Source organism: Terriglobia bacterium, from assembly GCA_020073085.1.
GTDB lineage: Bacteria > Acidobacteriota > Terriglobia > JAIQFV01 > JAIQFV01 > JAIQFV01.
Map to the genome: position 1 here is coordinate 61,694 of JAIQFV010000005.1, position 25,034 is coordinate 86,727.

The 25,034-nt window shown below is 56.5% G+C and carries 19 protein-coding genes; 14 read left to right on the forward strand and 5 right to left on the reverse strand.

Features of this window, described 5'->3' with window-relative positions; translation table 11 throughout:
• The first annotated feature begins 15 nt into the window (after positions 1-15).
• Both LAO21_07035 and LAO21_07040 read left to right on the forward strand, forming a co-directional pair.
• A complete protein-coding gene (locus LAO21_07035) occupies positions 16-2,319 on the forward strand; it encodes a transglycosylase SLT domain-containing protein (protein MBZ5552457.1) in 2,304 nt (767 codons plus the stop codon).
• 93 nt (positions 2,320-2,412) lie between these two features.
• Positions 2,413-3,558: an aminotransferase class I/II-fold pyridoxal phosphate-dependent enzyme gene (locus LAO21_07040; GenBank protein MBZ5552458.1), complete on the forward strand. Its 1,146-nt coding sequence runs from the start codon at positions 2,413-2,415 to the stop codon at positions 3,556-3,558.
• Between the two features lie 17 nt (positions 3,559-3,575).
• Here LAO21_07040 and LAO21_07045 read toward each other — a convergent pair whose 3' ends face one another.
• From LAO21_07045 to LAO21_07060, 4 genes are all read right to left on the reverse strand, one after another.
• Positions 3,576-4,508 carry a hypothetical protein gene (locus tag LAO21_07045; GenBank protein ID MBZ5552459.1) on the reverse strand — a complete coding sequence of 311 codons (933 nt, stop codon included), beginning with the start codon at positions 4,506-4,508 and terminating at the stop codon, positions 3,576-3,578.
• Between the two features lie 90 nt (positions 4,509-4,598).
• Complete coding sequence (locus LAO21_07050) at positions 4,599-5,402, reverse strand: zf-HC2 domain-containing protein (protein MBZ5552460.1); 804 nt, start codon at positions 5,400-5,402, stop codon at positions 4,599-4,601.
• 119 nt (positions 5,403-5,521) lie between these two features.
• Positions 5,522-6,106 (reverse strand): sigma-70 family RNA polymerase sigma factor, encoded by a 585-nt coding sequence (locus LAO21_07055; protein ID MBZ5552461.1) that lies wholly within the window; start codon positions 6,104-6,106, stop codon positions 5,522-5,524.
• Positions 6,107-6,360: 254 nt separating this feature from the next.
• On the reverse strand, positions 6,361-7,083 hold the full coding sequence (locus tag LAO21_07060) for a hypothetical protein (GenBank protein ID MBZ5552462.1): 723 nt from the start codon (positions 7,081-7,083) through the stop codon (positions 6,361-6,363).
• Positions 7,084-7,131: 48 nt separating this feature from the next.
• On the opposite strand from LAO21_07060, the gene aroC reads away from it, so the two are divergent.
• Together aroC and def are read left to right on the forward strand one after the other, a co-directional pair.
• Positions 7,132-8,313, forward strand: a complete 1,182-nt coding sequence (gene aroC / locus LAO21_07065) for a chorismate synthase (GenBank protein MBZ5552463.1) — start codon at positions 7,132-7,134, stop codon at positions 8,311-8,313.
• 59 nt (positions 8,314-8,372) lie between these two features.
• Positions 8,373-8,879, forward strand: coding sequence for a peptide deformylase (gene def, locus LAO21_07070; protein MBZ5552464.1), 507 nt, complete (start codon positions 8,373-8,375; stop codon positions 8,877-8,879).
• Between the two features lie 6 nt (positions 8,880-8,885).
• On the opposite strand, the gene fmt is transcribed toward def, so the two are convergent.
• On the reverse strand, positions 8,886-9,830 hold the full coding sequence (gene fmt, locus LAO21_07075) for a methionyl-tRNA formyltransferase (protein MBZ5552465.1): 945 nt from the start codon (positions 9,828-9,830) through the stop codon (positions 8,886-8,888).
• A gap of 372 nt (positions 9,831-10,202) precedes the next feature.
• Here fmt and LAO21_07080 point away from each other — a divergent pair, with 372 nt between their 5' ends.
• The 10 genes from LAO21_07080 (at position 10,203) to LAO21_07125 (ending at position 24,951) form a co-directional block, all read left to right on the forward strand.
• On the forward strand, positions 10,203-10,928 hold the full coding sequence (locus LAO21_07080) for a PASTA domain-containing protein (protein MBZ5552466.1): 726 nt from the start codon (positions 10,203-10,205) through the stop codon (positions 10,926-10,928).
• 16 nt (positions 10,929-10,944) lie between these two features.
• Entirely contained in the window at positions 10,945-11,646 is a 702-nt protein-coding gene (gene rpe / locus LAO21_07085; GenBank protein ID MBZ5552467.1) for a ribulose-phosphate 3-epimerase, read from the forward strand.
• 37 nt (positions 11,647-11,683) lie between these two features.
• Complete coding sequence (bamD, locus tag LAO21_07090) at positions 11,684-12,940, forward strand: outer membrane protein assembly factor BamD (protein ID MBZ5552468.1); 1,257 nt, start codon at positions 11,684-11,686, stop codon at positions 12,938-12,940.
• A 99-nt stretch (positions 12,941-13,039) separates the two neighbouring features.
• Complete coding sequence (locus tag LAO21_07095) at positions 13,040-14,725, forward strand: response regulator (protein MBZ5552469.1); 1,686 nt, start codon at positions 13,040-13,042, stop codon at positions 14,723-14,725.
• A 284-nt stretch (positions 14,726-15,009) separates the two neighbouring features.
• Positions 15,010-17,781, forward strand: coding sequence for a valine--tRNA ligase (locus LAO21_07100; GenBank protein MBZ5552470.1), 2,772 nt, complete (start codon positions 15,010-15,012; stop codon positions 17,779-17,781).
• Positions 17,782-17,966: 185 nt separating this feature from the next.
• Complete coding sequence (locus LAO21_07105; GenBank protein MBZ5552471.1) at positions 17,967-18,974, forward strand: biotin--[acetyl-CoA-carboxylase] ligase; 1,008 nt, start codon at positions 17,967-17,969, stop codon at positions 18,972-18,974.
• A 249-nt stretch (positions 18,975-19,223) separates the two neighbouring features.
• Positions 19,224-19,988: a type III pantothenate kinase gene (locus LAO21_07110; protein MBZ5552472.1), complete on the forward strand. Its 765-nt coding sequence runs from the start codon at positions 19,224-19,226 to the stop codon at positions 19,986-19,988.
• A gap of 178 nt (positions 19,989-20,166) precedes the next feature.
• Positions 20,167-20,955 carry a hypothetical protein gene (locus LAO21_07115; protein MBZ5552473.1) on the forward strand — a complete coding sequence of 263 codons (789 nt, stop codon included), beginning with the start codon at positions 20,167-20,169 and terminating at the stop codon, positions 20,953-20,955.
• Entirely contained in the window at positions 20,952-22,178 is a 1,227-nt protein-coding gene (locus LAO21_07120; GenBank protein MBZ5552474.1) for a class I SAM-dependent RNA methyltransferase, read from the forward strand. Before LAO21_07115 ends, LAO21_07120 begins: the two co-directional genes overlap by 4 nt.
• Before the next feature lie 157 nt (positions 22,179-22,335).
• A complete protein-coding gene (locus LAO21_07125) occupies positions 22,336-24,951 on the forward strand; it encodes a ComEC/Rec2 family competence protein (GenBank protein MBZ5552475.1) in 2,616 nt (871 codons plus the stop codon).
• Positions 24,952-25,034: the final 83 nt, after the last annotated feature.

Genomic DNA, 25,034 nt, shown 5'->3' on the forward strand with positions numbered 1-25,034 from the left:
ATCGATCGAAAGAATTTGAATGTCAAGCAATCCTCGGGACTAGACGGCGGGCGCGTCGTTTGTTTTCCTGCCCTTCTGCATCATTCCTCCTGGTTGAATCGTGCGGTCGTCCTTCTTGTGTGCCTGCTTTCCCTTCCCGTTGTTGGATGGGGTCCGGGAAGTTGGGCCGCCCCGTCACCCCAATCCGAATCATTAGAGACCCTGGCCAAACAACTGGCGGCAACAGGGGCTCCCTCGGTGGCGCACCAGCTCGCCCTGATCTCCCAGCAGTCAGAAGATCCTGAGGCTGCGGCGCTAGCTTCCTTTGTCCTGGGTTATTCTGCATACCAGAACGGCGATTTCAAAGCAGCGGCCGGGTTCTTTGCCCATCCCAATCTTAACAATCTCATTATTGCAGATTATTCCGTACTATTCCTGGCGCGGAGTCAGCATCGACTGAAGTCTTATGCCGCCGCCATCACCACACTTGAGAATTTTTCGAGCCGATTTCAAACCAGCCGTTTGGTGATCGATGCCAACATCGAACGCTGTCAGGTTTGGAATGAGAATGGCGAGTCTGGTCGTTGCGTTCAGCTGCTGCAGTCGCTTCCTAATCTGGAGACTACGCCTCGGCTCATGCTTGTCTTGGCCCAAGCACATGATTCGGGCTCAAACTGGAGTGCAGAAGCCGGCCTCTTGCAACGAATCGCCTATGAGTATCCATTGAGTCCGGAAGCTCCGCAAGCCAGGGACATGCTCCAAACCCTTCGCCGCCTTCACGCGACGTCGGTTGCTATGCCCTTGGCGGCCGCCGTGTTGGCTCGGGCAGAGACTTTTTATGGTCAGAAGCGATATAAAGAGTCCCTCTCTGACTATCAGAGTCTCCTCATTTCCGGAAAGAAATCAAGCCAGCGCTTGTCAACAGAAGAGCGGGCCTACCTTGGGTTGAAAATAGGCGAGTGCCTGTTGCGTCTCGGACGCCTTCGAGAAGCTGGAAATGCGGTGGCCAAGGCGACTCCGCTGGCGGGGGAGAAAGAGGCCGAACGACAATATACCGCGGCGGAGCTAAAAAGAAAGAAATCGGCACGATCCTCGGAGGACTTTGAACGAGCCGTCATTCAGCTTGAAGAAAAGTTTCCCTCCAGCCCTTGGACAGAGGCGGGCATCTTCTCGCTGGGGAATTACTTCCTCGTTCATCATGACCGTCCCCGCGCCACAGTCGAGTTTGAGAAGATTGTCCAGCGATTTCCCAAGGGCAGAAATGCTTCGGAGTGCCTCTTCCGGGTGGCCTGGAGTGCCTACTTGAGACGAGACTATCCCGCTGCGCAGGCGGCCTTCAAGAGTTTTGTGGGGCTTTATCCGGATTCCAGCCGGGCGGGTCCGGCCCTTTATTGGATAGGACGAATCGCCGAGATGTCGAATCCCCAGGAAGCTGCAGGCTATCTGGCTGAGGTGAGCCGGGCATTTGGGGAAAATGTCTATGCTCAATCGGCTCGCGGGCGGCTGTCCAAATTGCGCCTCCGTGAAGACGAGGAAAAACTGGAACCGGCGCTACCTAATCTCAAGCCAAAGATTTCCCTGGAGGACCCTGCGCCAGCGGAGATGGCGACAAGCGATTCCTTGAAGCGTGCCGATGTATTCAGGAAGCTCTCTCTGCTGGACCTGGCGGCCCGGGAACTGCGCACCCTTCTTGACCGAACCCGCTCGGTCGAAGCCACCAAGGAACTTGCCGGAATTTATTTGACTCGTCAGAACTATGGCGCCGCCATGGCGACGGTGAGACAGGCCTTCCCCGAATACTACCGGGCTTCACTGGACCAGCTGCCCGTGGAGTTGTGGCAAGCGCTCTTCCCGCTGCCTTATTGGTCCACCATCCGTGCCGAAGCACAACGGAAAGGCGTGGATCCCTATCTCGTGGCAGCACTCATCCGGCAGGAGTCAGCGTTCGATACGGATGCTAAATCCCATGCAAATGCGCAGGGGTTAATGCAGTTGTTGCCGCGGGAGGCGCGAAGATATGCAAAGAAGGAGAAGCTCTCTCGTTGGCGCCCTAAAAACATCTACACTCCCGAAATCAATATCCGGTTGGGTGTGGCCTATCTGGTAGACACCCTGCACCGTTTCAACGGGAGATTAGAGCTGGCACTGGCCGCTTACAATGCGGGCGATGACCGGGTGATCGCTTGGACGCAGGAACAGTCAATGGCGGGAATGGCAGAAGATCCCATGGAGTTCATTGAGAGTATTCCGTTTACTGAGACCCGGGATTATGTTCAAATCCTCCTGCGCAATCTCAATTATTACAAAAAAATCTATCCCCAGAACGGGACTACCCCCTGAATAAATTTGCTATAGCGCTTTGAGAGGGCAAGCGTGTCCAAGAAGATCACTTCCTTTAAGTCGGACCAGTTCACAGAGTCTGTGATTCGCGAGATGACTCGACTGGCCATCGAATACAAGGCCCTCAATCTGGCTCAGGGATTCCCCGATTTCCCTGCACCGGCGGAGATTAAAGCCGCCGCGAAGGAAGCGATTGACAGCGACATCAATCAATATGCGATCACCTGGGGGGCGCGATCCTTCCGGGAGGCTATTGCTGGAAAGGTGGAACGGACGCTGGGTCTCTCCATTGATCCGGAGACAGAAATCACCGTCTGCTGCGGGGCGACGGAGTGCATGATGTCGACTATGCTTGCCATCATCAACCCCGGGGATGAGGTGATTATCTTTGAGCCATTTTACGAAAACTATGGTCCGGATGTGGTCATCAGCGATGCGACGCCGCGGTTCGTCCGCTTGCAACCCCCCGCAAAGGATGACTCCACCGGGGTATGGCATTTCGATCGGGAGGAACTGGAGGGGGCCTTCAACCAACGGACCAAAGCAATCGTGATCAACACACCTAACAACCCCACCGGAAAGGTCTTCACGAGGGAGGAGCTGGAGTTTATTGCATCATTATGTCTTCGATGGAACACCCTGGCCATCACCGATGAGATCTATGAACATATCCTGTTCGATGGGGCGAGGCATGTCGCGATGGCAGCCATTGACGGGATGCGGGAACGGACCGTGCTGATCAACGGAATGTCGAAGACGTACAGTGTGACGGGCTGGCGGGTGGGTTATGCGATCGCCCCACCGGGGATCACCAATGCGATCCGGAAGATGCACGATTTTGTCAGCGTGGGGGCCCCGGCACCCCTGCAGGAAGCGGGGGCAGTCGCCATGCGTTTCCCTCCGTCCTACTACGAGCAATTGGCGCTCGGGTACTTGCATCGCCGCGACCGTCTGTTGGAGCTTCTATCACGCGCCGGCTTTCGATGCTTCAAGCCGTTCGGGGCGTATTACATTATGACCGATATTTCTGAGTTCGGTTTTCAAAACGACGTCGGGTTTGCCGAATTCCTGGTCAGGGATGTGGGAGTCGCAGCAGTTCCGGGGAGCAGCTTTTATAAGGATCCTGCCAATGGGAGCCAGTACCTTCGGTTCGCCTTCTGTAAGACCGAGGAAACTTTCAGGGAGGCAGAGATCCGGCTCGGGAAAATCAAAGCCAAGATGGAACGGCAGGGAAGATAGTCTGTTCGGGCCGTTCCCTAATTCTCCCCGATCTTCGCCCTCGCCTCCAGATCCGCGTAGGAAAGCTTTCCTGTCTTATACTCACGCAAATCGCGCACCGAAAAACGGATGACCGTGGAAGTTCGAGTTTCCGGGGAGAACAGGGAGTAATCCTGCGGGACGGGGGCCTTCAGAAGGACCGAGATGTATTCACTCGGCTGTAGCCCGGGGATGGAACTGCCATAGTCGGCAACCGCCCTCATGATGGCGTCCTGCAGGTGCTTCCGCTGGGCCTCCGACTTTGATTCTTCCTCGGAGGGTCTTTCCGTGTCCGTTTCGGCGCCTTCCTCCAGAAGACTCGACTCAAACACATTCAATTGAGGGACGAGATTGGCCTCCCGGAGTTTTGAAAAAAGCTCACGCAGGGCGATTTCCTTATTTGGTCCTTGCGACTGGCGCACATAAGCCTCGATGAGTTTGGAGAAGGTATCCAGCGGCGTCTTGGGGGCGAGGTCGGACTTCGTTTCCACCAGGACACGGGTTGAGGGATCGGATTGAGCGGGGGTGGGTCCCGTCGATTGTGCACGGACCGTCCTTCGGCCAGGGACCACTCCGAACGATTTCTTGAAGATCCAGTTCATGGATCGTTGTTCGCTGAAGTTGGGGAGATACACCTCAAAGATCACACCGTATCCGTCGAGGTAAATGCCTTCAGCGCGGTTCCCTTCGCTGCTGCGCAGATACAAGACGGTCGGATTGTTCTCGTCCCCTTTCTTTGCCACGGTCATGGCGACGGTGCTGAGCGCTTGCTGCCTCACCGTATTGAGGACGTTTTCGACGATTTGGATGCTCCGCTTCATTTGTTCGTGATCGGTGGGGGGAGATTGATTTTGTGCGCCCCACGCGACCGTCGCCACAAGAATTCCAGCTCCCCCGGCGACGCATACAGCTAATTTTCGAAGTGTCTTCATTGATGACCTCTTTCCGTTCTTACTGATCCTAATTTTCCTTCCCTCCCGGCCCGCTCAATGAACGGGGCGCGGCGGGGCATCCTCAAGGAATCATTTAGGTTGATATGAGGCTTTCTGAATCAGATCCACCAACTGTTGCGTCTGTTTTGCCTGCTGCGAAGTGCGTGCGTCCAGCGATGTGAAAGCCATGCGAATCTGCTGCAGGTCGGCCAGCCGCTGTTGCTCGAGATTGTCATACACCGCCACATAATCCAGTTTGTGTTTATCGTTGAGCCGCCTCGCCAGGTCGGCCAGCTGGGTTCGATATCCGGAGGTCAATTGATTCACGAGACGGATCTCCTCAGACTTGACGAGTTGTTCCTGCCGGTTTTCGCTTTCCTGGATCAGCCGGCTAACCTCGCGGAGGATATCGGACCTTGCCGGCTCCTGCGCATTGATGGAAGAGGGCGACGGAAGTACCGCCGGGCTTGCCGGCGAAAGCCGCGGTTCGGCAGGGGTCGAGGGGGCCGAGTCGGGCCGCCGCAGCAGGTCAGCTCGAAATGCAAAGCCGTTCTTTGAGATCTCGATCTCAGTGCCTAAGACGGAAAATGCCACCAGCAGGAGAAAGGCGGAGGCGGTCGCCAACGCCGCGACGTTTCGCAAGCCCCACTGCTCCGGAATCAACCATTGTTTTAGGAATCCCAGGGGGGATGGATAGGGAACCGTAATCGAGAAATCGCGGGCGGCAGGGTCCTTCCACTCGGCGAGATCACTCCGAACGAGCTTGAATTCATTCACCTCGGCGTTGCAGGAAGAGCACGCCTTCAGATGGAGGACCGCTTCAGCCCGTTCTTCCTCCGGGATTTCCTCGTAGAGAAAATCCAGAACCTTCTCTTTGAATTGATCGCAATTCATACTCTTCTCCCCACTGTCTGACTGTCCTTACCGGATACTCAGGGTTCTTTCCCTTGTCACCCGCACTCCCCGTCCTGATACATCCCGTCAAATCCCGGATACATCCTTCCGTCCTCCTTTTAAGCTTCGTGCAGCCCTTCGCGGGCCAGGCGTTTTTTCATTTCGCTGAGTCCCGCATACATCCGCGTCTTAACAGTGCTGGTCGGAACGTTCAGGACCTCTGCAATCTCCTTGAACGTGAGCCCGTGATATTCCTTCAGGATGAGGACAATCCGGCAGTCCGGAGGCAGGTGGTCCATGGCGCCCCGGACGCGGCGGGCTCTGTCTTGCTCAATGGCATGGTCTTCTATGCTGGGTCGCGGCCCAACGTTCCACTGAACCGCTTCGAGATCCGCCATCGTCCCTTTCTCGCGCATTTCGTCCAGTGACTCCCAAGCCGTGCGCTGACGCTTCCGCAGGTGGGAGGTGCTCAGGTTGATCGCGATGCGGTACAGCCAGGATGAAAACTTGGCTTCCCGCCGAAAGTTCTTGAGATTGAGGTAAGCGGCGGTAAACGCGTCCTGACACACCTCCTCTGCCTCGTGTTCTTTACCGAGCATCCGGTACACGAGGTTATAGATCACACGCTGCCAACGTACCACCAGCTCGTCGTAAGCGTGCGTGTCGCCTCGAACGGTCCTCTTTACCAGGGCTTCATCGGTCATCACTACAGTTCACCTTCGCAACGAAAGCGCTTGAGTTTTGACTGGCCTCTTCGCCATTGGCGCGTCAAGGGACCCTCTCCATATTTGCACGCTCCTGAATGTCTGGACTACCGGAAACATGAGGTGACACGGAATCTGCATCCATCCGAAGCCGGATCGGGGCGCTTCACCGCCGGCCACTCTCCGTCCCGCTCAAATCCGCACATTCTATTAGACTTTGTTCATAACAAAAAAGTCGGAAAAAAATTAAGGGCTCATGGAGGCGTCACCGACTTGGGTACCTCGGTAATCGCTGAAGCGGATCTCTTGCTTTGATGAGACAGGAGGTCCAGCGAAAACCCTTTTGAGGCAACTTTAACCAAACCCAAAGGGCCAATGCGCGCAGACCACCAAACTTCGGCGGCCCTCCCGTCCGCAAAGGAGAACCTCTGGTGCCTGGTCTTGAATTTCCCGGCCCTGGTTTCGACGGATTCCTCACCAAGAGTTTCAACCGACACAATCTTGGATGGTTGCACAGCGTGCCCTGACAGCAAAAAGCGTTCTTGAAGAAGGCGGATCGGAATCGCGAGGGCCGGCTCGGTGTTCTGTTTCGTGACGAAATCCCCGGTCGCTCCCTCCAACAAATAGGTCAGGTCCCCGAAAGGGCGGACAACGGAGTTGATGGTGGTGTGGCGATCGGTATCGAGCTCCGTAACCTGCGACTCGACGGTATAAAACTTTACCCGGCCGCGCCACTCTTCGGAGAGAACGGCGAAGCGCAATTTCTTAACTTCTTTCTTCAATTCCTGCTGAGTGACGAGCACATATTCCGAAGATTCACCCGCCCGCCACTCCGCCACCCCGTAGAGCTGAGGGTCCAAGGGCAGTCGCATGGCTGGGTTGGAACGGGGCACCTCCATCGCGGATCGCTGGGACGAGTTGGGGCTCGGCATCAGGACCCCGGCCAGGGCAAGCAGGAAGCAAAGTTTTTGACGCATTCTTTTGGTTTACGTTAGAATCCCTGTTCAGTTTGAGTGAATTATATCATGAGGTTTCATTTCCTTACTTCAGGCGAGTCTCACGGACCGGTGCTGACCACGATCCTCACCGGGCTTCCCGCTGAGGTCCCTGTCGATTTGGATTTTGTCAATGAGGAGTTGGCGCGCCGACAGGCCGGATATGGCCGCGGTGCCCGCATGAAGATCGAGCAGGACCATGCCACGATTCTCTCGGGCATCCGCTTTGGCAGAACGATCGGTTCGCCGGTGACTCTGCAGATCGAGAATCGCGACTGGGTCAACTGGCAGACCGCCATGGATGCGAAGGCAGAGCCCGCTGATGTGGTTGAAAGGAAAACCGTGGCGCGTCCGCGACCCGGTCACGCCGACCTGGCTGGGGCCCTAAAATATAACACCAAGGACCTTCGCAACATCCTGGAACGCTCCAGTGCCCGCGAAACCGCGGCGCGGGTGGCGGCGGGTGCGGTGGCCAAACTCTTTCTCTCGCAGTTCGGGATTGAGGTGGCAAGCCATACGGTCGCGGTCGGGCCCGTAGCCCTCAGCGAATCCCGCACGGTGAGCTTCGACGAAATCCAGGCCCTTCGATCGAAACCTGACTCGCGGTTGAGGTGTGTGGATGAAGAGACAGAACAGGAGATGATTCGCGTCATTCAACAAGCCGCCTCGGAGGGCAACACCGTGGGCGGATGCTTCGAGGTGGTAGGGAAGGGCATTGTCGCCGGCTTGGGGTCCCACATCAGCTGGGAGACCCGCATCGATGGCCTGTTGGCCCGGGCGGTGATGTCGATCCAGGCGGTCAAGGCCGTGGAAATCGGAGAGGGCATCCAGAATGCATTTCGGTTGGGCGCCCAGGTCCACGACGAGATTCTTTACCAGAGCGAGGAGCACAGGTTCTCGAGGGCCTCGAACCGTTCCGGGGGCATTGAAGGCGGGATGACCAATGGCGAAGAAGTTCGACTGCGCGGCTATCTCAAACCCATCTCGACCTTGAAGACCCCGCTGAAGTCCGTGGACATCTCTTCGAAGACGGTCGACGAAGCCGCTTTTGAGCGGTCTGATGTGAGTGTCGTGCCGGCCGCGGGCGTTGTGGCGGAGGCCATGGTTGCCCTGGTCTTGACAGGATGCTTCCTTGAAAAATTTGGTGGTGATTCCCTGGGGGAAACCCGTCGGAATTATGATGGTTATTGCGATCAGTTAAGAAACTTTTGAAGCAAGGAGTTTGGATCTTGGAAAACAGGATTTCGATCGTAGAGCAACATCGGCAGATCATGCGGGTGCTCAGATACGGCGCGGAGGTCCTGCAAGTGAAAGCGGCGCCGGTAGTGAAATTCGACAGCGAGTTACGCAAATTGTTCGACCGCATGATTGCCACGATGCATGCGGAGCATGGTGTAGGTCTTGCTGCACCGCAGGTGGGAGTTTCGCAGCAAGTGGCCATAATTGACATTTCCGGCGGTGAAGATCCGGGCAAGCTCATTCGAATCTGTAATCCGGAGATCATTGAGCAGCATGGGAAACAAAGCGTGGAGGAAGGGTGCCTGTCTTTTCCGGAAATTCGTGCCGTCATTACACGGCCGATGCAGGTTTTGGTGCGCGGGCAGGATCCCGAGGGGAAGGTCATCGAGATCGAGGGTAAAGACCTTCTGGCGCGCGCCTTCTCACATGAGATTGACCATCTCAACGGAGTGCTGATCATTGATCATGTTTCTGCGCTGAAGCGGGACTTGATCCGGAGGCGAATCAAGAAAAAGATGGCGGCGGGCGAGTGGGGATAGGCAGGCTCAGACCAGTTGCTCTCCAGGGGTAATTCTAAAGCCATTCAAAAAATCGATTCCTTCCATGCGGCGGTGACCTGCCGGTTGGACTTCCAGGAGGCTCAAACATGCGCCTCCCCCCGTCCGCACCTGCAAAGCGGAATGCGGTCGGTGAATCAATGTTCCCGGAGGGGATTCTGTTTCCATGTCCCCGGCTTCCGTTGGCTTCCCCGTTCTCCAGACTCGAAGGTACCCTCCTCTAAAGGTAGTGAAGGTTCCGGGCCAAGGGTTCAGTCCGCGAACGCAGTTGTGGATTCTGTTTGCCGGCCAGCCCCAGTCGAGCTTCCCATCTTCCTTTTTGAGAATCGGCGCCAGGGTCGCCTGAGAGTCGTCCTGCGTCCGGGGATGGAGGGAGCCTTCCTCGATTCCCTCCAGCGATTCCATCAACAGTTCGGCTCCTAGTCCAGCCAGTTTGTCATGCAGGGTCTGTGCATTGTCCTCCGGAAGGATTGCCACCGCGCGTTGAAGAAGTATGTTGCCGGTATCCAGGCCCGCGTCCATTTGGAGGGTGGTGACCCCCGTGTGGATCTCTCCGTTTGCTACCGCCCATTGGATCGGGGCTGCTCCGCGATATTTGGGGAGCAGGGAAGCGTGAACATTGATGGCGCCGTATCGGGGCATCTCGAGCATCCAGGGGGGAAGGATCTTTCCGTAGGCGACAACGACAATGACATCGGGCCCGAGTTGCGCCATCGTCTCCCGAACGTCATCGGTCCGAATCTTCTCAGGCGAATAGACAGGGAGATGGTGAATGGCAGCGAACCGTTTGACCGGCGGCGGGGTGGGGGTATGCGAGCGGCCTACGGGACGATCGGGTTGCGAAAACACCCCTGCCACGGTGTGTCTGGATTCCACCAGCCTGGCCAGCGACGGGAGAGCGAAGATGGGTGTACCCATAAAAAGGATATTCATGATTGGACAAGCGATCAGCGGTCAGCAATCAGCGATCAGCTTTCAGCAAGCAATTATCATCCATTAGGTATCAGTTCTCAGAATATGATCTTGTGCGACCGGTAGTTGGCTCTAAAACTTCCCTCCCATCTCTCGGCCTCTGTTGAGCTCTCCTCGAGTCAACCAGCGCTTAGCAAGAATACCGGAGTAAACTCAATATCAAACCTCGACCCTCGAAGGCAAATAGCTGGTTGCTGTTCGTTGATGGCTGACCGCTGATGGCTGATCGCCAATTGCTGATTGCGACCCGAAGTTCGCTATGCTAAACTTTGTTTTTCGGAACGCAAGCAGGAAGGTTGCGCGAATTCTGACGGCGGCAGAATAGCATTTCAGATGCTTGTAGAAAAGTTGAAATTGATCGGCCGGACTTTACTCACCGTGTTCATCCTGGTGAGTGTCGCGTTTCTCAGCGCCCTGACGGCGATGCGATTTGCCATTCGCGGGCAGGTGGTCCGGGTCCCCCAGGTGGTGGGTCTGGATCAGGTTCAAGGCGAGGGTAGGCTTGCCTCCAGCAAACTGCTTCTGAAAGTGGAGTCAAAAGTTTATAATGACTCCCAGCCGGCAGGTGTCATTGTTTCTCAGGATCCTCCGGTCGGCGCCCAGGTGAAGACTCACGGAAAGGTAAGCGTTGTTTTGAGCCTGGGGAGGCGCAAGGTCCCCATCCCGGACCTTATCGGGGGAACCCTGCGGGCCGCGCGCATCAATCTGGTAAGGCGGGGATTGACCCTGGGATTGGTGGCGTCGGTGAGCAGTGGGACAGTGGAAAGGGACCGGATCGTCTCGCAGGAACCTCCGGCAGACTCCAAGGAAGTTTTGAGTCCGTCGGTGGATGTTGTGCTGTCACGCGGCGCGGGAATTGAGGCATACCTGGTCCCCGATTTTATCGGGATGGATTTTCGTCAGGCCTCGGAGATCGTTACTGGGGAAGGATTTGTCCGCGGGGCAGTGAATTTGCAGAGTTATCCGGATGTGGCCAGCGGGCTTGTAATTGCCCAGCAACCCCCCGCCGGAAGTAAAGTAGTGCCTGGCGCCTCGATCGGATTCACGGTGTCAAGATAGGCCATTTACAAAAACGATGATTGATATTCTACCCTCCATCCTTTCCGCAGATTTTGCCCATCTAGCCGACGAAATACGCACCGTGGAGGAAGCGGGAGCCACGATGTTGCATGTCGACGTGATGGATGGGCACTTTGTCCCCAACATCACCATCGGCCCCCCGGTGATCGAGTGCATCCACAAGGCAACCTCGTTACCCCTGGATGTGCATCTGATGATTACAGAACCCGAGCGCTATTTGAGAAACTTTATCGACGCCGGGGCCGATTCGATCTCTGTCCAGGTAGAATCCACAGTCCATCTGGACCGGGTGATCCAGTTCATCAAGAATGAAGGCCGCAGTGCCGGCGTCGTCCTGAATCCCGCGACGCCCCTGACGATGGTGGAGGAGGTCTTGGAGAACGTCGATCATGTGCTCATCATGTCAGTCAATCCAGGCTTTGGCGGGCAGAAATTCATCGATTACAGTCTGGACAAGATTGCGCGTTTGAAGGAAATGATTGAAGAAGCCGAACTGGACTGCCGCATCGAAGTGGATGGCGGGATTGAAAGCGGGAATTTGCGCGAGGTGCTGGAAGCGGGGGCGGAGATGATCGTGGTCGGCTCCCACATTTTCCATGCCGAGGATCCCGCGGAAGCGCTGCGGGAGTTGTTCCGCATCGCCCGGCAGTTTGAGGGGGAATCCAGCGTGGAGTCCACCGCACGATTCGAGTCTTGAATCGAGATTTTCAAAAATGGGAAGGAGAAAGTTGGGCATGTTGAAACGATGGGTGATGGGAATTGGGATCGGCCTGATGATAGGTTCCCTGTACGGGTGCCTGTTCTTTGGGCATAAGAAGGCCGCCGCCGTGGCACCCACGACGGAAACGGAGCCGGATAAGATCCTCTTTGAGCGGGGAGTCGCGGAGATAGAAAAGGGGCGCTATGATGTCGGGCGCTTGACCCTGCAAACTCTGATCAACACCTACCCGGACAGTGAATATCTTTCCAAAGCGAAGCTGCAAATTGCCGATTCGTTTTATAAACAGGGGGGAACGACGGGATTGGTCCAGGCGAAGGCGGAATACATGGATTTCAGGACGTTCTTCCCCAACGATCCTGACGCGGCAGAGGCCCAAATGAAGGCCGCGATGACCAACTATCGACAGATGGAAAAGCCCGATCGCGATCGCACCCAGGCGCGAGCCGCAGAAGAGGAATTCAAATTCATGCTGGCGCAATACCCCAAGAGCCAGTATGCCCCCGAAGCACAGCAGAAACTGCGCGAAGTACAGGAGGTTCTGGCCGAGGGAAATTTTGAGGTGGGCCGGCAGTATTTTTTGCGGCGCTCCTACCGGGCGGCCATGGACCGGTTCCGGGAAACGCTGCAAAAGTATCCGGATTATAGCGGACAGGACAAGACGCTGTGGTTGTTGGCCCAGTCTTTCGAGCGAACCAACAATGACCGGGGCGCCGCGGAGACCTTCTCGAAAATCATTCAGTACTTTCCCAGCAGTGATTACTTTGATAAATCGAAAGAGCGCCTGGCCGATTTGAACATGCCGATTCCGGCCACCGACCCCAAGGCCGTCGAGGTGGCACAACAAGAGGAAGCAAACCGCGCCCACAAGGGCATGATGGGTCATGTGTGGGGGATGATGAGGAAGAGCCCGGATGTCACCTTAGCCCGGACAACCCCGTCACCCATGCCGCCTTTTCCCACCGAAACCGCATCGAAGCAGCCTCCACCCTCCCCCGAACCGGGTGCGGGAGGCGCCTCTGCGGAAATCACCGTGGGTCGGGTGTCGAGTTCGCCCGCCAGTTCCAAAGCGACCCCTGATTCCAACGCGAGTGCCCCAACCCCATCCTCGGGAACCAGCAAGGATGCCAACCCTCCGGCCGCCGCCCCCCCGCCCACCGACGATAACAAACCGGCGGTCAGTCAGGACAAAAAGGACTCATCTTCTGAGACTTCGAAGTCAACCTCCAAGAAGAAAAAGAAGAGCCTAAGAAAGAAAATCTTGAGGTTTTGAGCTTCTTCCGTTTATTATCGGGGGAGTCTTGGGGCAAACAATGCGCCCGATCATCAGAGACGCATAAGGGAGGCGCCCATCCAGAAAGAAGACTTCTCAATGCCTACAAAAATTCTACTCGCGGACGACAGTATTACCATTCAGAAGATCGTCCATCAAACCTTTGAGCATGAATCGGTCGAGTTGACCCTGGTGGGGAACGGGGACGCCGCCATTCGTAAGATGCACGAGGTCGCACCCGATCTCGTGCTGGCCGATATTTTCATGCCGGGGAAGACCGGCTATGAGGTCTGTGAATACGTCAAGCAGCAGCCGGAGCTGGCGTCGGTCCCGGTCATTCTGCTGGTTGGGGCCTTTGAGCCGTTCGATGAGAAGGAAGCTGCGCGGGTGCACGCGGACGATCACCTCAAGAAGCCCTTTGCACCGCAGATGCTGGTGGAGACGATCCGGAAATTTGTAGTGCTTGAACCGAGTGAATTGAAGGGACGAGAATCAACAGGGCCTGAAGCATCTGAAGTGATGCCTCCCCCGCCGGCTCCCGCTGAAACCCAATGGCATGCAGAACAATCCGAAGTCATCCCGTTGGCTCCCCCCGTCGATTTCAGTCGCGCTGTTACCCGACCCCTTGTGGAAGAGCCCCCGCCGCTGCCCTCGGTGGCGCGGGAAGAACCTCAGGAATCGGCGGTCGGGCGCCGAGTGGAACCAGCCCCCCCGGTGGCGGAATTCCCGAACTTTATGGAAGAGAGTGAGGCGCCGCTCGAGATATCACACGTGCATGAACCTCCCGCGGACGAAAGTGTCATGGAAACACAGCGGTTGATGTCCGGACCCGAAATGGTCCCACCCCCACCAAGTTTTGAACGGGTTAGGGAAGAGGCCTCGGCTGCGGCGGAACCAGAGCCCTGGGAAGCGCAGCCTCCGCTGACCTTGGAGGAACCTCCTGTATTTTCCCCTGGGCCGACGACGGAAGTGGAACCCGTGGCCCTGTCGGAGCCAAGCCGAGAGTATTTATCTGAACTAAGAGAGACACCTGTTTTAGAGCCTTCGGAAAGTGCAGCCTTGGAAGCGTCGGCAGAAAGAGGGTTCCATCTCAATCCAGCCTTTCCGGTCGCTGAGGAATTCTCAAAACCCCAGGAGGTTCTGTCTCCACCTTCCCTCCCTGAGACGGCTTCTGAATCAGCCCCCGCGGTAACGGCTCCTGAGATGGCGACATCGCGCACACCTCACGCCGGCGAATCCGAGGAATTGGGATCAGCGCTCACGGATGAGTTTAAGGAGTTTCAACGTGAGCTGGTGCGCCATGCCCCTAACGTCCTGCCTCAACTGGTCGAAGAGCCGCTCGCCGAGGAGCCTCCCTTTCAACCTTCTCCGGTGGAAGGCGTCGCGCCCGTAGAGGAGGAGGTGATGGGACCTCCCGCTCCTTTCATGCCCCGTGAAGAGATCCCCGCGGCGCCACCGCTGGAGCTTGCGGCGATCCCGACGCCTCCACCACTTGATCTTGGAGAACCGTTTGCGCCACCTCTTCTTGATTTTGCGGAGACCCCCGCATTTGCTCCGCCGGAACTGGCGGAAGCCTCCTTGCCTGTCCCAGCGAAGGCGGGAGAGTCTCTGCCGGCCCCAGCGCCGTCTCTCGGTCCCGGAGAACTCTCACAAGAGATGATTGATGCCATTGCGCGGCGCGTCGTGGAACAAATGTCATCTCGCGTCGTCGAGGAGATTGCCTGGGAGGTCGTCCCCGAGATTGCGGAGACGCTCCTGCGGAAAAACATCGCCGAGAAAAAGTGACCTCAGCAACCATCCCCCTGCCTGCCCGCCCGGCCGGCTGCAAAGATCAATCCAGTTTCTAATGTTGATAAGTTCTGATCTCGCCCCCCGGTAGGTGTCCGTTCCCAAGACGATCCCCCGATCCTTCAGTTTCCCCTCCTTCGACCCTCCTTATCGGATGTAAATCGACGATCCTCAGTTCAGGGGATATTGAGCATTCCCGGCAAGTGAAGGGGGAATGATTCATGCTATAATCCCCTGTTTTCAAAGCAATTTGAGAAAGCATCGTGAGGACGTTGCGGGAAATGAAACGCGAAATCTCGAAGGTGTACGACCCGAAGAGTGCAGAGGAGAAGTGGTACCCCTTGTGGGAGTCCAAGGGGTACTTCGTGGCCGACGTGCACTCGACCAAGCCTTCTTATGTCATGGTCATCCCTCCCCCTAATGTGACCGGGACACTGCACATGGGGCATATGCTGGTGTGTACGCTGCATGACATTGTGGCACGCTGGCGGCGTATGAGCGGCGACAACGTGCTGTGGCTTCCCGGAATGGATCATGCCGGCATCGCCACACAGAATGTCGTCGAGCGACTGCTCCTGGAGGAAGAACACCTGACTCGGCACGATCTGGGGCGGGACGAATTCGTGAAGCGGGTCTGGCAATGGAAAGAGAAAAGTGGCGGAATCATTTTGAGACAGATGCGCCGGCTGGGGGCTTCGCTGGATTGGACGCGGGAGCGGTTCACCCTCGATGAAGGACTCTCGCGCGCGGTACGGGAAGTATTCGTCCGACTTTTTGAAGAAGGGTTGATCTATCGTGCCAAGCGCCTGATTCATTGGTGCCCCCGATGTACAACGGCCCTTTCCGACCTGGAGGTGAAATATGAAGAGCGGAGCGGCCGGCTTTGGACGATCAAATATCCGCTTAAACCAACGAGCGCAACTGCCGGGGCTGAGGAGTTTGTCACGGTGGCCACGACCCGTCCGGAAACGATGTTGGGGGACACGGCGCTGGCGATTCATCCTGAGGACGAGAGGTACTTCTACTTGAAAGGCCGGACGGCGATCCTGCCGCTGATGAAGCGGGAGATTCCCATTGTTGAAGAAGGGAGCGTCGATCCTGAATTTGGAACGGGGATTGTCAAGGTCACTCCGGCGCACGATCCGAATGATTTCGAGATAGGGGTGAAGAACAATCTGCCGCAGATCTCGATCCTCGACGAACAAGGGAAGATCATTAATGCCGGGGCGTACAACGGCCTGGACCGCTTCGTCGCGCGCAAGGAAGTGCTTGAGGACCTGAAGGCACAGGGACTGCTGCTCGAAGAAAGCCCGCACGTCCACAACGTCGGGAAGTGCGACCGCTGTGGGACGGTGGTGGAGCCGCTCATCTCGACCCAATGGTTTATGAAGATGAGCGACCCTGATCCTTCGAAGAATCTCTCGGCCCCCGCTCTCAAGGCGGTCGAAGACGGCTATATCCGGTTTGTGCCTTACAACAAGATCAATGTCTACCGGGAATGGATGACCAACATCCGCGATTGGTGCATCTCCCGGCAGCTGTGGTGGGGACATCGCATCCCGGTGTGGTATTGCGATGCGTGCGGTCACACGATGGCGATGGTCACCGACCCGTCCCAATGTAGCAAGTGCCAGAGTGATCGGGTTCGCCAGGACCCGGATGTGCTGGACACGTGGTTCTCCTCGCAGCTTTGGCCGTTCTCCACGCTGGGATGGCCTGAACCGACGGAGGATCTTAAGAAATTCTACCCCACCACCACGATGATCACCGCCGCTGATATTATTTTCTTCTGGGTCGCCCGAATGATCATGAGTGGGCTGCGGTTCATGGGGCACGAGCATTGGCGCGCCGGGAATTCAAGCCTGAAGAGTTACCTGGACTGGACGCCCCTGGAGTGGGAGGCCTCTGTTCCGTTTCACACCGTGTACTTCAATGTGCTGGTGCGCGATGCGGAAGGCCAGAAGATGTCAAAGTCCAAGAAGAACGTCATTGATCCCCTCGAAGTGACGGAACAGTATGGGACCGACGCAGTCCGTTTTACGCTGGCCGCCATGGCGGCTCCCGGAGCCGACATTGCTTTGTCCAAGGAACGTATGGAAGGATATCGGGCCTTTGCCAACAAGATTTGGAATGCGGCCCGCTTCGTCCTGATCAACCTTCCCGAGGAGAGGGTGGAGTTTCATCCCGATGCGGATCTCGACTGCGCGGAAACTGTGTTTGACCGCTGGATCCGTTCCCGTCTCGCTTCAGTCACTGAGGAGGTGAATCATGCCTTGGAAGAATTCCGGTTCCATGAGGCCGCCCATGTGGTCTATCAATTTTTCTGGCATGAGTTGTGTGACTGGTACCTCGAGCTGGTGAAGCCGGCGCTGACCGATGTGCTTGGCCCGCTGGAAACCCGGGCGACGCAGACGCGTTCCCTGGTGGCGGTTTTCGATTATGCTTTGCGGTTGCTTCATCCCTTCATGCCGTTCATCACGGAAGAGTTGTGGCAACAGTTGCCGGGGGCAGGGGAGTCAATTTGTGTGGCACGATTTCCTGGACACTTGATGGAACATTACGCAGACCCGCAGGCTGAAAAGATGGTCCACTTGCTCCAGGGTGTGGTCACAGGCATTCGGAGTTTGCGGGCGGAGAATGAGATCGGGCCTTCCCAGAGAATCCCGGCCCAGGTTTTTCTGGTGGATCCCACCCACATGGGGGTGTTGGAACAGTTTGAACCTCAGATCCGGATGCTGGCCGGACTGAATACACTCCAGCTTTCTACAGGGGGCGTGACCGCCATCAAAGGCCTCAAGCATATTGAAGCGGAATTTGCGGTTGTTATTTCGGCTTCGGCGGTGGGCAACCGTGCCAAAGAGGTCGAACGGTTAACGCGCGAGAACCAGAAGCTGGAAAAAGACATTGAGAACATTAAGAATAAACTCAACGACCCAAAATTCATCGAACGGGCTCCGGAGGTGGTGGTGGCGGAATGGCGTGCGCGCCTGCAGGAACTGCTGACCAAACGTCAGCGCATCGAGGAAAGCCTGAGCGCCTATTCCGAGAGCTGAGAAGAGGTGGGTGGACATGGGCCTCATCTCTGCACGGTGGGAATCAGCGATCATTAAAGCAATTGACGCCACGATGCCGAGGTGATTTTTAAAATGGCGAAAGGCGGCCCTCAGGAAGTTTTTGAATCGGGAGGTCACCACCCATCGCGGACCCGGGCAGCAGGATTTCCCACAGATGAACACCTATGGATGAACTCACCGTCAGGAAAATCGACAAGCTGTTGAACCTCATGGTCGACAACGCCACGGTGGTCGTGTCCGGCGAGAAAATTGCCAGGGAATTGAGTGTCACCCGATCACAGGTGTGGCAATGGGTTGAACGGCTCCGGAACTTAGGCTGTGAAATCCAAGGAGTCCCGGCAACCGGCTACCGGCTGAAAAAGCTGCCCGATCTCCTTGCGCCTGAGCTGGTCCGGCGGGAGCTTGGCTCAAGTTCCTTCGGAAAGACCATCCATCATTTTTTGGAGATCGACTCCACGAACGATTATGCTACCCAGTTGGCAATATCGGGGGGAGCAGAAGGGACGGTTGTCCTTGCCGAGGAACAAAAGGCCGGTCGCGGGCGCATGGGCCACCAATGGCACTCGGAACCCCTGAAAGGGATCTATTGCTCGGTCATCCTCCGTCCCGGGTTGCCTCCGGTGAAGGGGCCCTTGTTGACCCTTGCCGCGGCCCTGGCGGTCCGAGATGCCGTTTGCCGGATGGCCGACCTGAAGGTGGATATCCGCTGGCCCAACGATTTGATGATCGGGGGGAAAAAATTCTGCGGCATTCTCGCGGAGATGAATGCCGAAGTGGGACGGATCAGGTTCGTGGTGCTGGGGATCGGGGTCAATGTGAACCATACCTCTTTCCCCAAGGAGATCTCTCATTTGGCCACCTCGCTGAAATTGGAAACGGGGAAGACGTGGTCCCGGATCGAATTGACGGGACAAATGCTCAGGCGCCTTGAATTGCTTTGCCGCGAGATGGAGAAGGCGGGAGGCGACGGCATCATCAAACGATGGAGTGAGATTTCATCTTTTGCAGAGCATAAGAGGGTGGAGGTTCACTCCAACGGGACTTCGTTTTTTGGCGAGACGGCAGGGTTGGATGAAAACGGGTTTCTTCGAGTGAGACGTGACGACGGACGCACCGAGACGATTTATTCCGGCTCGATTTCCGAGGCGAGCGAGCGCACGAAGGAGTCGTGAAATTCCGGTGTCGCAGAGGAAGACTCAGACACCGCAGCATGGAGGCCATCCCCTGGGATCTTGATCGGGGGAGTCGCGGATTTAAAACCGAGGTCCTGGACAGGTGGATCCACAGATCCGGAGAGGAAGCCGACATTCGCAATCGGCATCAGGCAATGGGATGACGTTATGAACTGAAATGCCATCGGGCCGATTGACGATGGCAGGAGGCGCCGGATTCATCCGGTGGACGGAATGGGGAGGTCATGAATGATCCTTGTGGTGGACGTGGGGAACACGAATACGGTCCTGGGTGTTTATGATGGAGAAACCTTGTTAAACCACTGGCGCCTGGCCACGCGCCCTGAAGCCACCGTCGATGAGTACGGGATCTTGAGCCGCAACCTGTTTTCCCTCGCCCGGATCGACTCGTCAAAGATTTCAGGGGTCATCATCGCTTCGGTGGTTCCTCCTCTCGATCCCATCCTGAGGCAGATGGCAGTGCAGTATTTTCATCTACAGCCGATGTTTGTGGAACCGGGAGTCAAGACCGGATTGGCCGTGAAATATGATCCGCCCCAAGATGTGGGCGCGGATCGGATTGTGAATGGCGTCGCGGCCTGGAAGAAGTATGGCGGCCCGTTGATTGTGGTGGATTTCGGAACAGCGACGACCTTTGATGCGATTTCGAAGAAGGGGGAATACCTGGGGGGAGTGATTGCCCCCGGGATCGTGATCTCTTCGGAGGCGCTCTTTGAGCGCGCGGCGCGACTTCCGCGTGTGGATATTCGGCCGTCGCGGAAGGTCATTGGCACAAGCACTGTCGGTTCCATGCAATCGGGCCTCTTCTACGGCTATGTCGGACTGGTGGAAGGTCTCATCGTGCGGATGAAGAAGGAACTGGGTAGTGATTCGAAGGTCGTGGCCACGGGAGGCCAGGCCGAAATGATCGCCAAGGGAACCGACGTTATTGACCACCTGGAACCGGATCTCATTTTGGAAGGTCTTCGAATTATTTATGAGCTGAATGTTTGAATCGCAGCTCGTATGACCATCACGTCGGGCATTCGTCTCTTTCGCACTTCGGCTGCAGGGCCCGGAAGGACTTTCCCCTCGCAGTCGTGATCCTCCCTGCTCGGAGAGAGACCCCGCAGAAACACTACCCACGATCCGGGTCGAACGTTCGGTCCTGATATCGCCCCCTTGGAACTACATGCGTAACTACTTCAATTACTTCACCGAGGTCGAGGAATACTTCCAGCAAAAACGCGGGGCAGGGATGTTGCTCTCGACCCTGGACTGGGCCCTGATCGACACGTGGCGCGAGGCCGAAATTCCCCTGGAGGTCGTCTTTCGGGGCATCGATGTGACATTCGAGAAATGGGAGAAGCGGCGCGTGAAGACACGGCGCATCAATGGACTGGCGTTTTGCCTCCAAGAGGTGATGACGGCCTACGAAGAACACAAGGAGGCCTCGGTTGGAAAAGGTGCATCGACGACTCGAACGGTGCGGGAAGAACTCTTCAATCCGCAGGAACTGAAGTCATTTTTTGCGGGTGTTCGAGCCTCCATCGGGGCGGCAGCCGAGATGCTTCGGGGTCCATCCTCCGGAATTCACGTGGCCCTCCACGAGGTAATGGGCACCGCGAATATCCCGCCCGTGGCAAATCCTCTGGGTCTGGCCGGGGACCTGGAAAGGCTCGTTGTCTCTCTGGAACAACTGGAACAAGAGTTCCTGTCCCAAGACAATTCCAGCGGAATTGATTTCGAACAACTGGAGCGTCGACTAGGGGCTGTCGAAGAAAAGATGCTGTCCGCGATCAAGAATTCGATCGACGACAGGACACTCGCTGATCTGGAAGCAGAATCCGACCGCGCCCTGGCGCCTTACCGGCAGAACATGCGGGCGGAGATGATTCTAAATTTGCGAAAACAGTTTATGCACAAACGGCTCCTGGAGCACTGGTCTCTCCCCCGGCTGAGCCTCTTTCATCTCCAGTGAATCCACCGATTGAATTGACCATCGAGAAGCTCGTCTATGGCGGCTACGGCCTGGCCTTTAAGGGAGAACGAGCGTTTTTCATTTTAAATGCCTTGCCCGGGGAAATCATCCGCGCCGAAATCATCCGCGAGAAGAAAGATACCTCCTTTGGGAAGACTGTCGAGGTCGTTCGTCCGTCGCCGTTGCGGATTGAGGCCCAGTGCCCTCATTTCATGCACTGTGGCGGCTGTCATCTCCAGCATCTTGGTTACCCGCAGCAACTCCAATTCAAAAGGGCAATCCTTGAAGAGACCTTCCTGCGGATCGGCCAGATAAAGCTTGCGGAGGTTGAGGTGGTGCCAAGCCCTCCGTGGAACTACCGGACCCGCGCCCAGTTCAAGGTGATGAAACGCCCGGGGAACGTCCAGATTGGCTTTTTTGCGGCGCAGTCCCACCGGCTTTGGGCGATCGATCAGTGCCCGCTTCTGGCAGGCAAGCTGAACGAATCACTCCGCGGTATTCAAACGGAGCGAGATAGTTTCTCCACGCCGAATGTGACGGCGGAGGAATTCCAGATTCGGACAACGGGGGATGAATCGCAGTGGGCGATGGATTTTGTAGGGCTGCCGCCGGAGTTCGACTTTGCAGAAGAGAGCCCGACCCTGGTCCCTGACGGAAATCTCACGCACCGGACGCAGGACGGGAATTTTCGTGTGGGGAGCAATTCTTTTTTTCAGGTCAATCGGTTCCTTCTGGAGTCGCTGGTTTCCAAGAGCATTGAAGGTGCTGCCGGGGCTAAGGCATTGGATCTGTTTTCGGGGGTCGGGCTCTTCACGGTCCCTCTCTCTCGAAAGTTTGAGCGGGTGGTTGCGATTGAAGAAAATCCGAGTTCGGTCAGTGACCTGCGGGAGAATCTGAGAGCGAATGGATGCGCCAATGTACAGGTCCTCGGTGGCGACGTATCGGTAGTCCTTCGCTGGGGCCCCAAGGACTGGGAAGACGTCGATTTCGTGCTGTTCGATCCGCCCCGTCAGGGGGTTGAGCGCAGGGTCCTCGGGCAGCTCGTGGAACATCAGGTGCCGGAGTGCGTCTATGTGTCGTGTGATCCGACGTCCATGGCTCGCGACCTGAAGGTCCTCTGCGCGGGAGGGTATCAAATTAAGGGAACCAGACTCTTTGATTTCTTTCCACAGACGTACCATTTCGAAACCGTCGTCCGCCTCCAGCGGCTCCTTTCCTCATGAAGGTGCAATGATTAAAGGACGACCATCCCGCCGAAACTCTCCGAAAGAAACGTTCCAGCTCCCTGGGAGCTTTTGCATTTAGACGAATACCTGATAAAATTGACCGTTATTGATTTTCAGTCCCCCGCAAACTTCCATTTCCCCCCTCTGTTGAGCTATGAAAGCCCCGCTGCTTTGGGTTGCATCAAGTTTCTGTGCGGGCATTGCACTCTCACCTTGGGTGGCGGCCCATCTGCTCCTGCTCCTCTTTATCACGATAGGACTCTTCATCCTGGGAATCATCGCCCACCGGAGGAACGCGCCGCTTCTCGTGTGTCTCTCGGTGTCCCTGATGTTTGCGGTGCTGGGGGTTCTCTGGGTGGCGGTTGATGCGGCCGATTTTCCTCCCCATCATCTGAAGGTGAGACTGGCGCTCAAACAACTTGACTTGAGCCAGCCGTCAAGAGTGGTGGGCACGGTGAATCGTGACCCGGTGAAGACCCCTTTTGGATATCTTCTCCGATTTCAAGTGCACAGTCTTGAAAACGCGAGAAGATTTTATTCTGTCGCCGGCGACGTGCGCCTTGCCCTGCCCATGAATCAGTTGAATGGCTTACCGATGCCATATCCACTCCGGTACGGAGACAGGGTCGAGGCCCTCGTTTCATTGCGCAAACCGAAGGGTTTTCGCAATCCGGGGAGTTTTGACTATGCCGCCCAATTGGAGCGAGAGGGGATCTTTCTCGTAGGAAACATCAAGTCACAGCGTTTACTTCTGAAGAAAGGAAGTGAAGAAGGATCCCTTTGGATTGATCTCATTTACCGGGTCCGGCATCGTCTGGACGCTGAAATAGACCGGGCTTATTCCCATGAGGGGGGAACGCTGACTTCTGCGGGGGCTGCCCTGAAGGCGATATTGCTTGGAAACCGGTACTTTCTGGACCGCTCTTTGGAGCAGGATTTTCAGGCGACAGGAATCTATCACGTTCTGGTCATCGCCGGTCTGCATGTGGGAATCATCGCTTGGTTCCTCTTCATGCTCCTTCGTTGGTTCCGAGTGCCGCGTTCCGTTGCGACCCTGTTTATTATTCTGTTCCTTGTTTCCTATGCATGGATGGTTGAGGCCCGGACTCCGATTGTCAGGGCCGTGGTCATGGCTTCGACCTACCTGGTCGCCTCGCTCCTGGAAAGAGACCGTTCGCCGTTGAATGCAATTGGGCTGGCGGCTGTGCTCATCTGTTGCTGGCAGCCGGGGCAGGTCTATGATCCCGGATTTCAGCTCTCCTTTGCCTGCGTCCTTTCCATTGCGAGCATGGGAACCCCGCTTGTAAGTCGATGGATACTCCCCCGGGTCCAGGCGCTCGATAAGCTGGAAGACGTGGGGCGGGATGTTCACCTCCCGCCCCCGCGGGCGGCTCAACGGGTGCGCCTGCGCTTTAAAGTGGAGAAATTCGACGACCGCCGTTTCCTTCGATTCCTTTCTCCAAGACTGATTGGATGGTGTTACGTTCAGACCCATCGTGTGGTGCTCCGCGTGGCCTCCCTGTTCATCTTTTCGATGGCGATCCAAGGCACCTTTACCTTGCTGATGGCGGTCTACTTCAATCGAGCCTCCTTGTCATCGCCCCTCCTGAATCTCATTGCGGTTCCCCTGATGGGGATCATCGTGCCGATTGGGCTCGTTGAGCTGGCAGTCTCCTTCCTCAGCCATGGAATGGCCGACTTTCTTGCCGGGGGGGTCTCTCTTGGATTGATGTCGTTGATCCGAATCAGCCATCAGGCGGCATCGATAGGGGCCATGAATCTCCGCGTCGTCACGCCTCCCGCGTTGCTGCAACTCATTTATTTGGTCCTCATCCTCGTTTTCGCGTGTGGCGTGTGGTTCAAATTCCAAAGAACGACGCTTGTCAGTGGTTTACTCCTCATGGCGGCCATGTTGATGATCATCCTTTCTCCGTTCTCTCCAAAGCCTGTCTCTCCGGGATTGACACTGACGGTGTTGGATGTTGGACAGGGGGATTCAATGCTGGTTCACTTTCCAGAGGGTCAATTGATGTTAGTGGACGGAGGAGGGCTTGCCGCGGCTGGCTTTCATGAAGGTCAGCAGGAACGTCGGATCGACATTGGCGAGGATGTACTTCTGCCATACCTGTGGAACCAAAGAATCCAACGACTGGACCGGGTCGTCCTGACGCATGCGCATAGCGACCATTTGTCGGGATTGATCCCCGTGTTGAAGCAGTGTTCCGTGGATGAGTTGTGGGTTGGTGAACTCCCGTCTGTCCCGCTGGTGAGAGAACTGCTGGAAATAGCAAACGACCGTGGTGTGAGGGTGCGCAAAGTCCGGCAGGGAGAAAAGCTCTCTGAAGGGGGAGCCGAGACTTTCATCCTTTCAGCGGGTCGGGGGATTGCTCATTTGGCAGAATCCAATGATGCGGATGCGGTCGTCCTGGGCATCCGGTTCAGGCAGACCGCCATGGTGTTGATGGCTGATCTCGGGAGCGCAATGGAAAAGCGGATCTCCTTTAAGGAGCTGTCAGGGGTACGATCCACTCTGTTGAAGGTGGCACACCATGGCAGCAAAACTGCGACCAGTGAGGGGATGCTGGAGGTGTTGAAGCCGGGTGTTGCCATTATCTCCGTCGCATCGCCGAGCCCTTTTGGGCATCCCAGCCCCGAGGTGCTCGATCGGCTCGCGCGTCACCACGTCGCCGTGTATCAGACAGGCAACGAAGGCGCCATAGAGGCGAACAGTGATGGTCAAAAATGGTTGGTGAAAAAGTTGATGCCTTGAAAGGGAAAGAGAGACTCCACAGAGACCGCGAAGCCGCGGTGGGGGACCGTTCTTCAACCATTGCCAGGTCGAGGGCCGCTGTA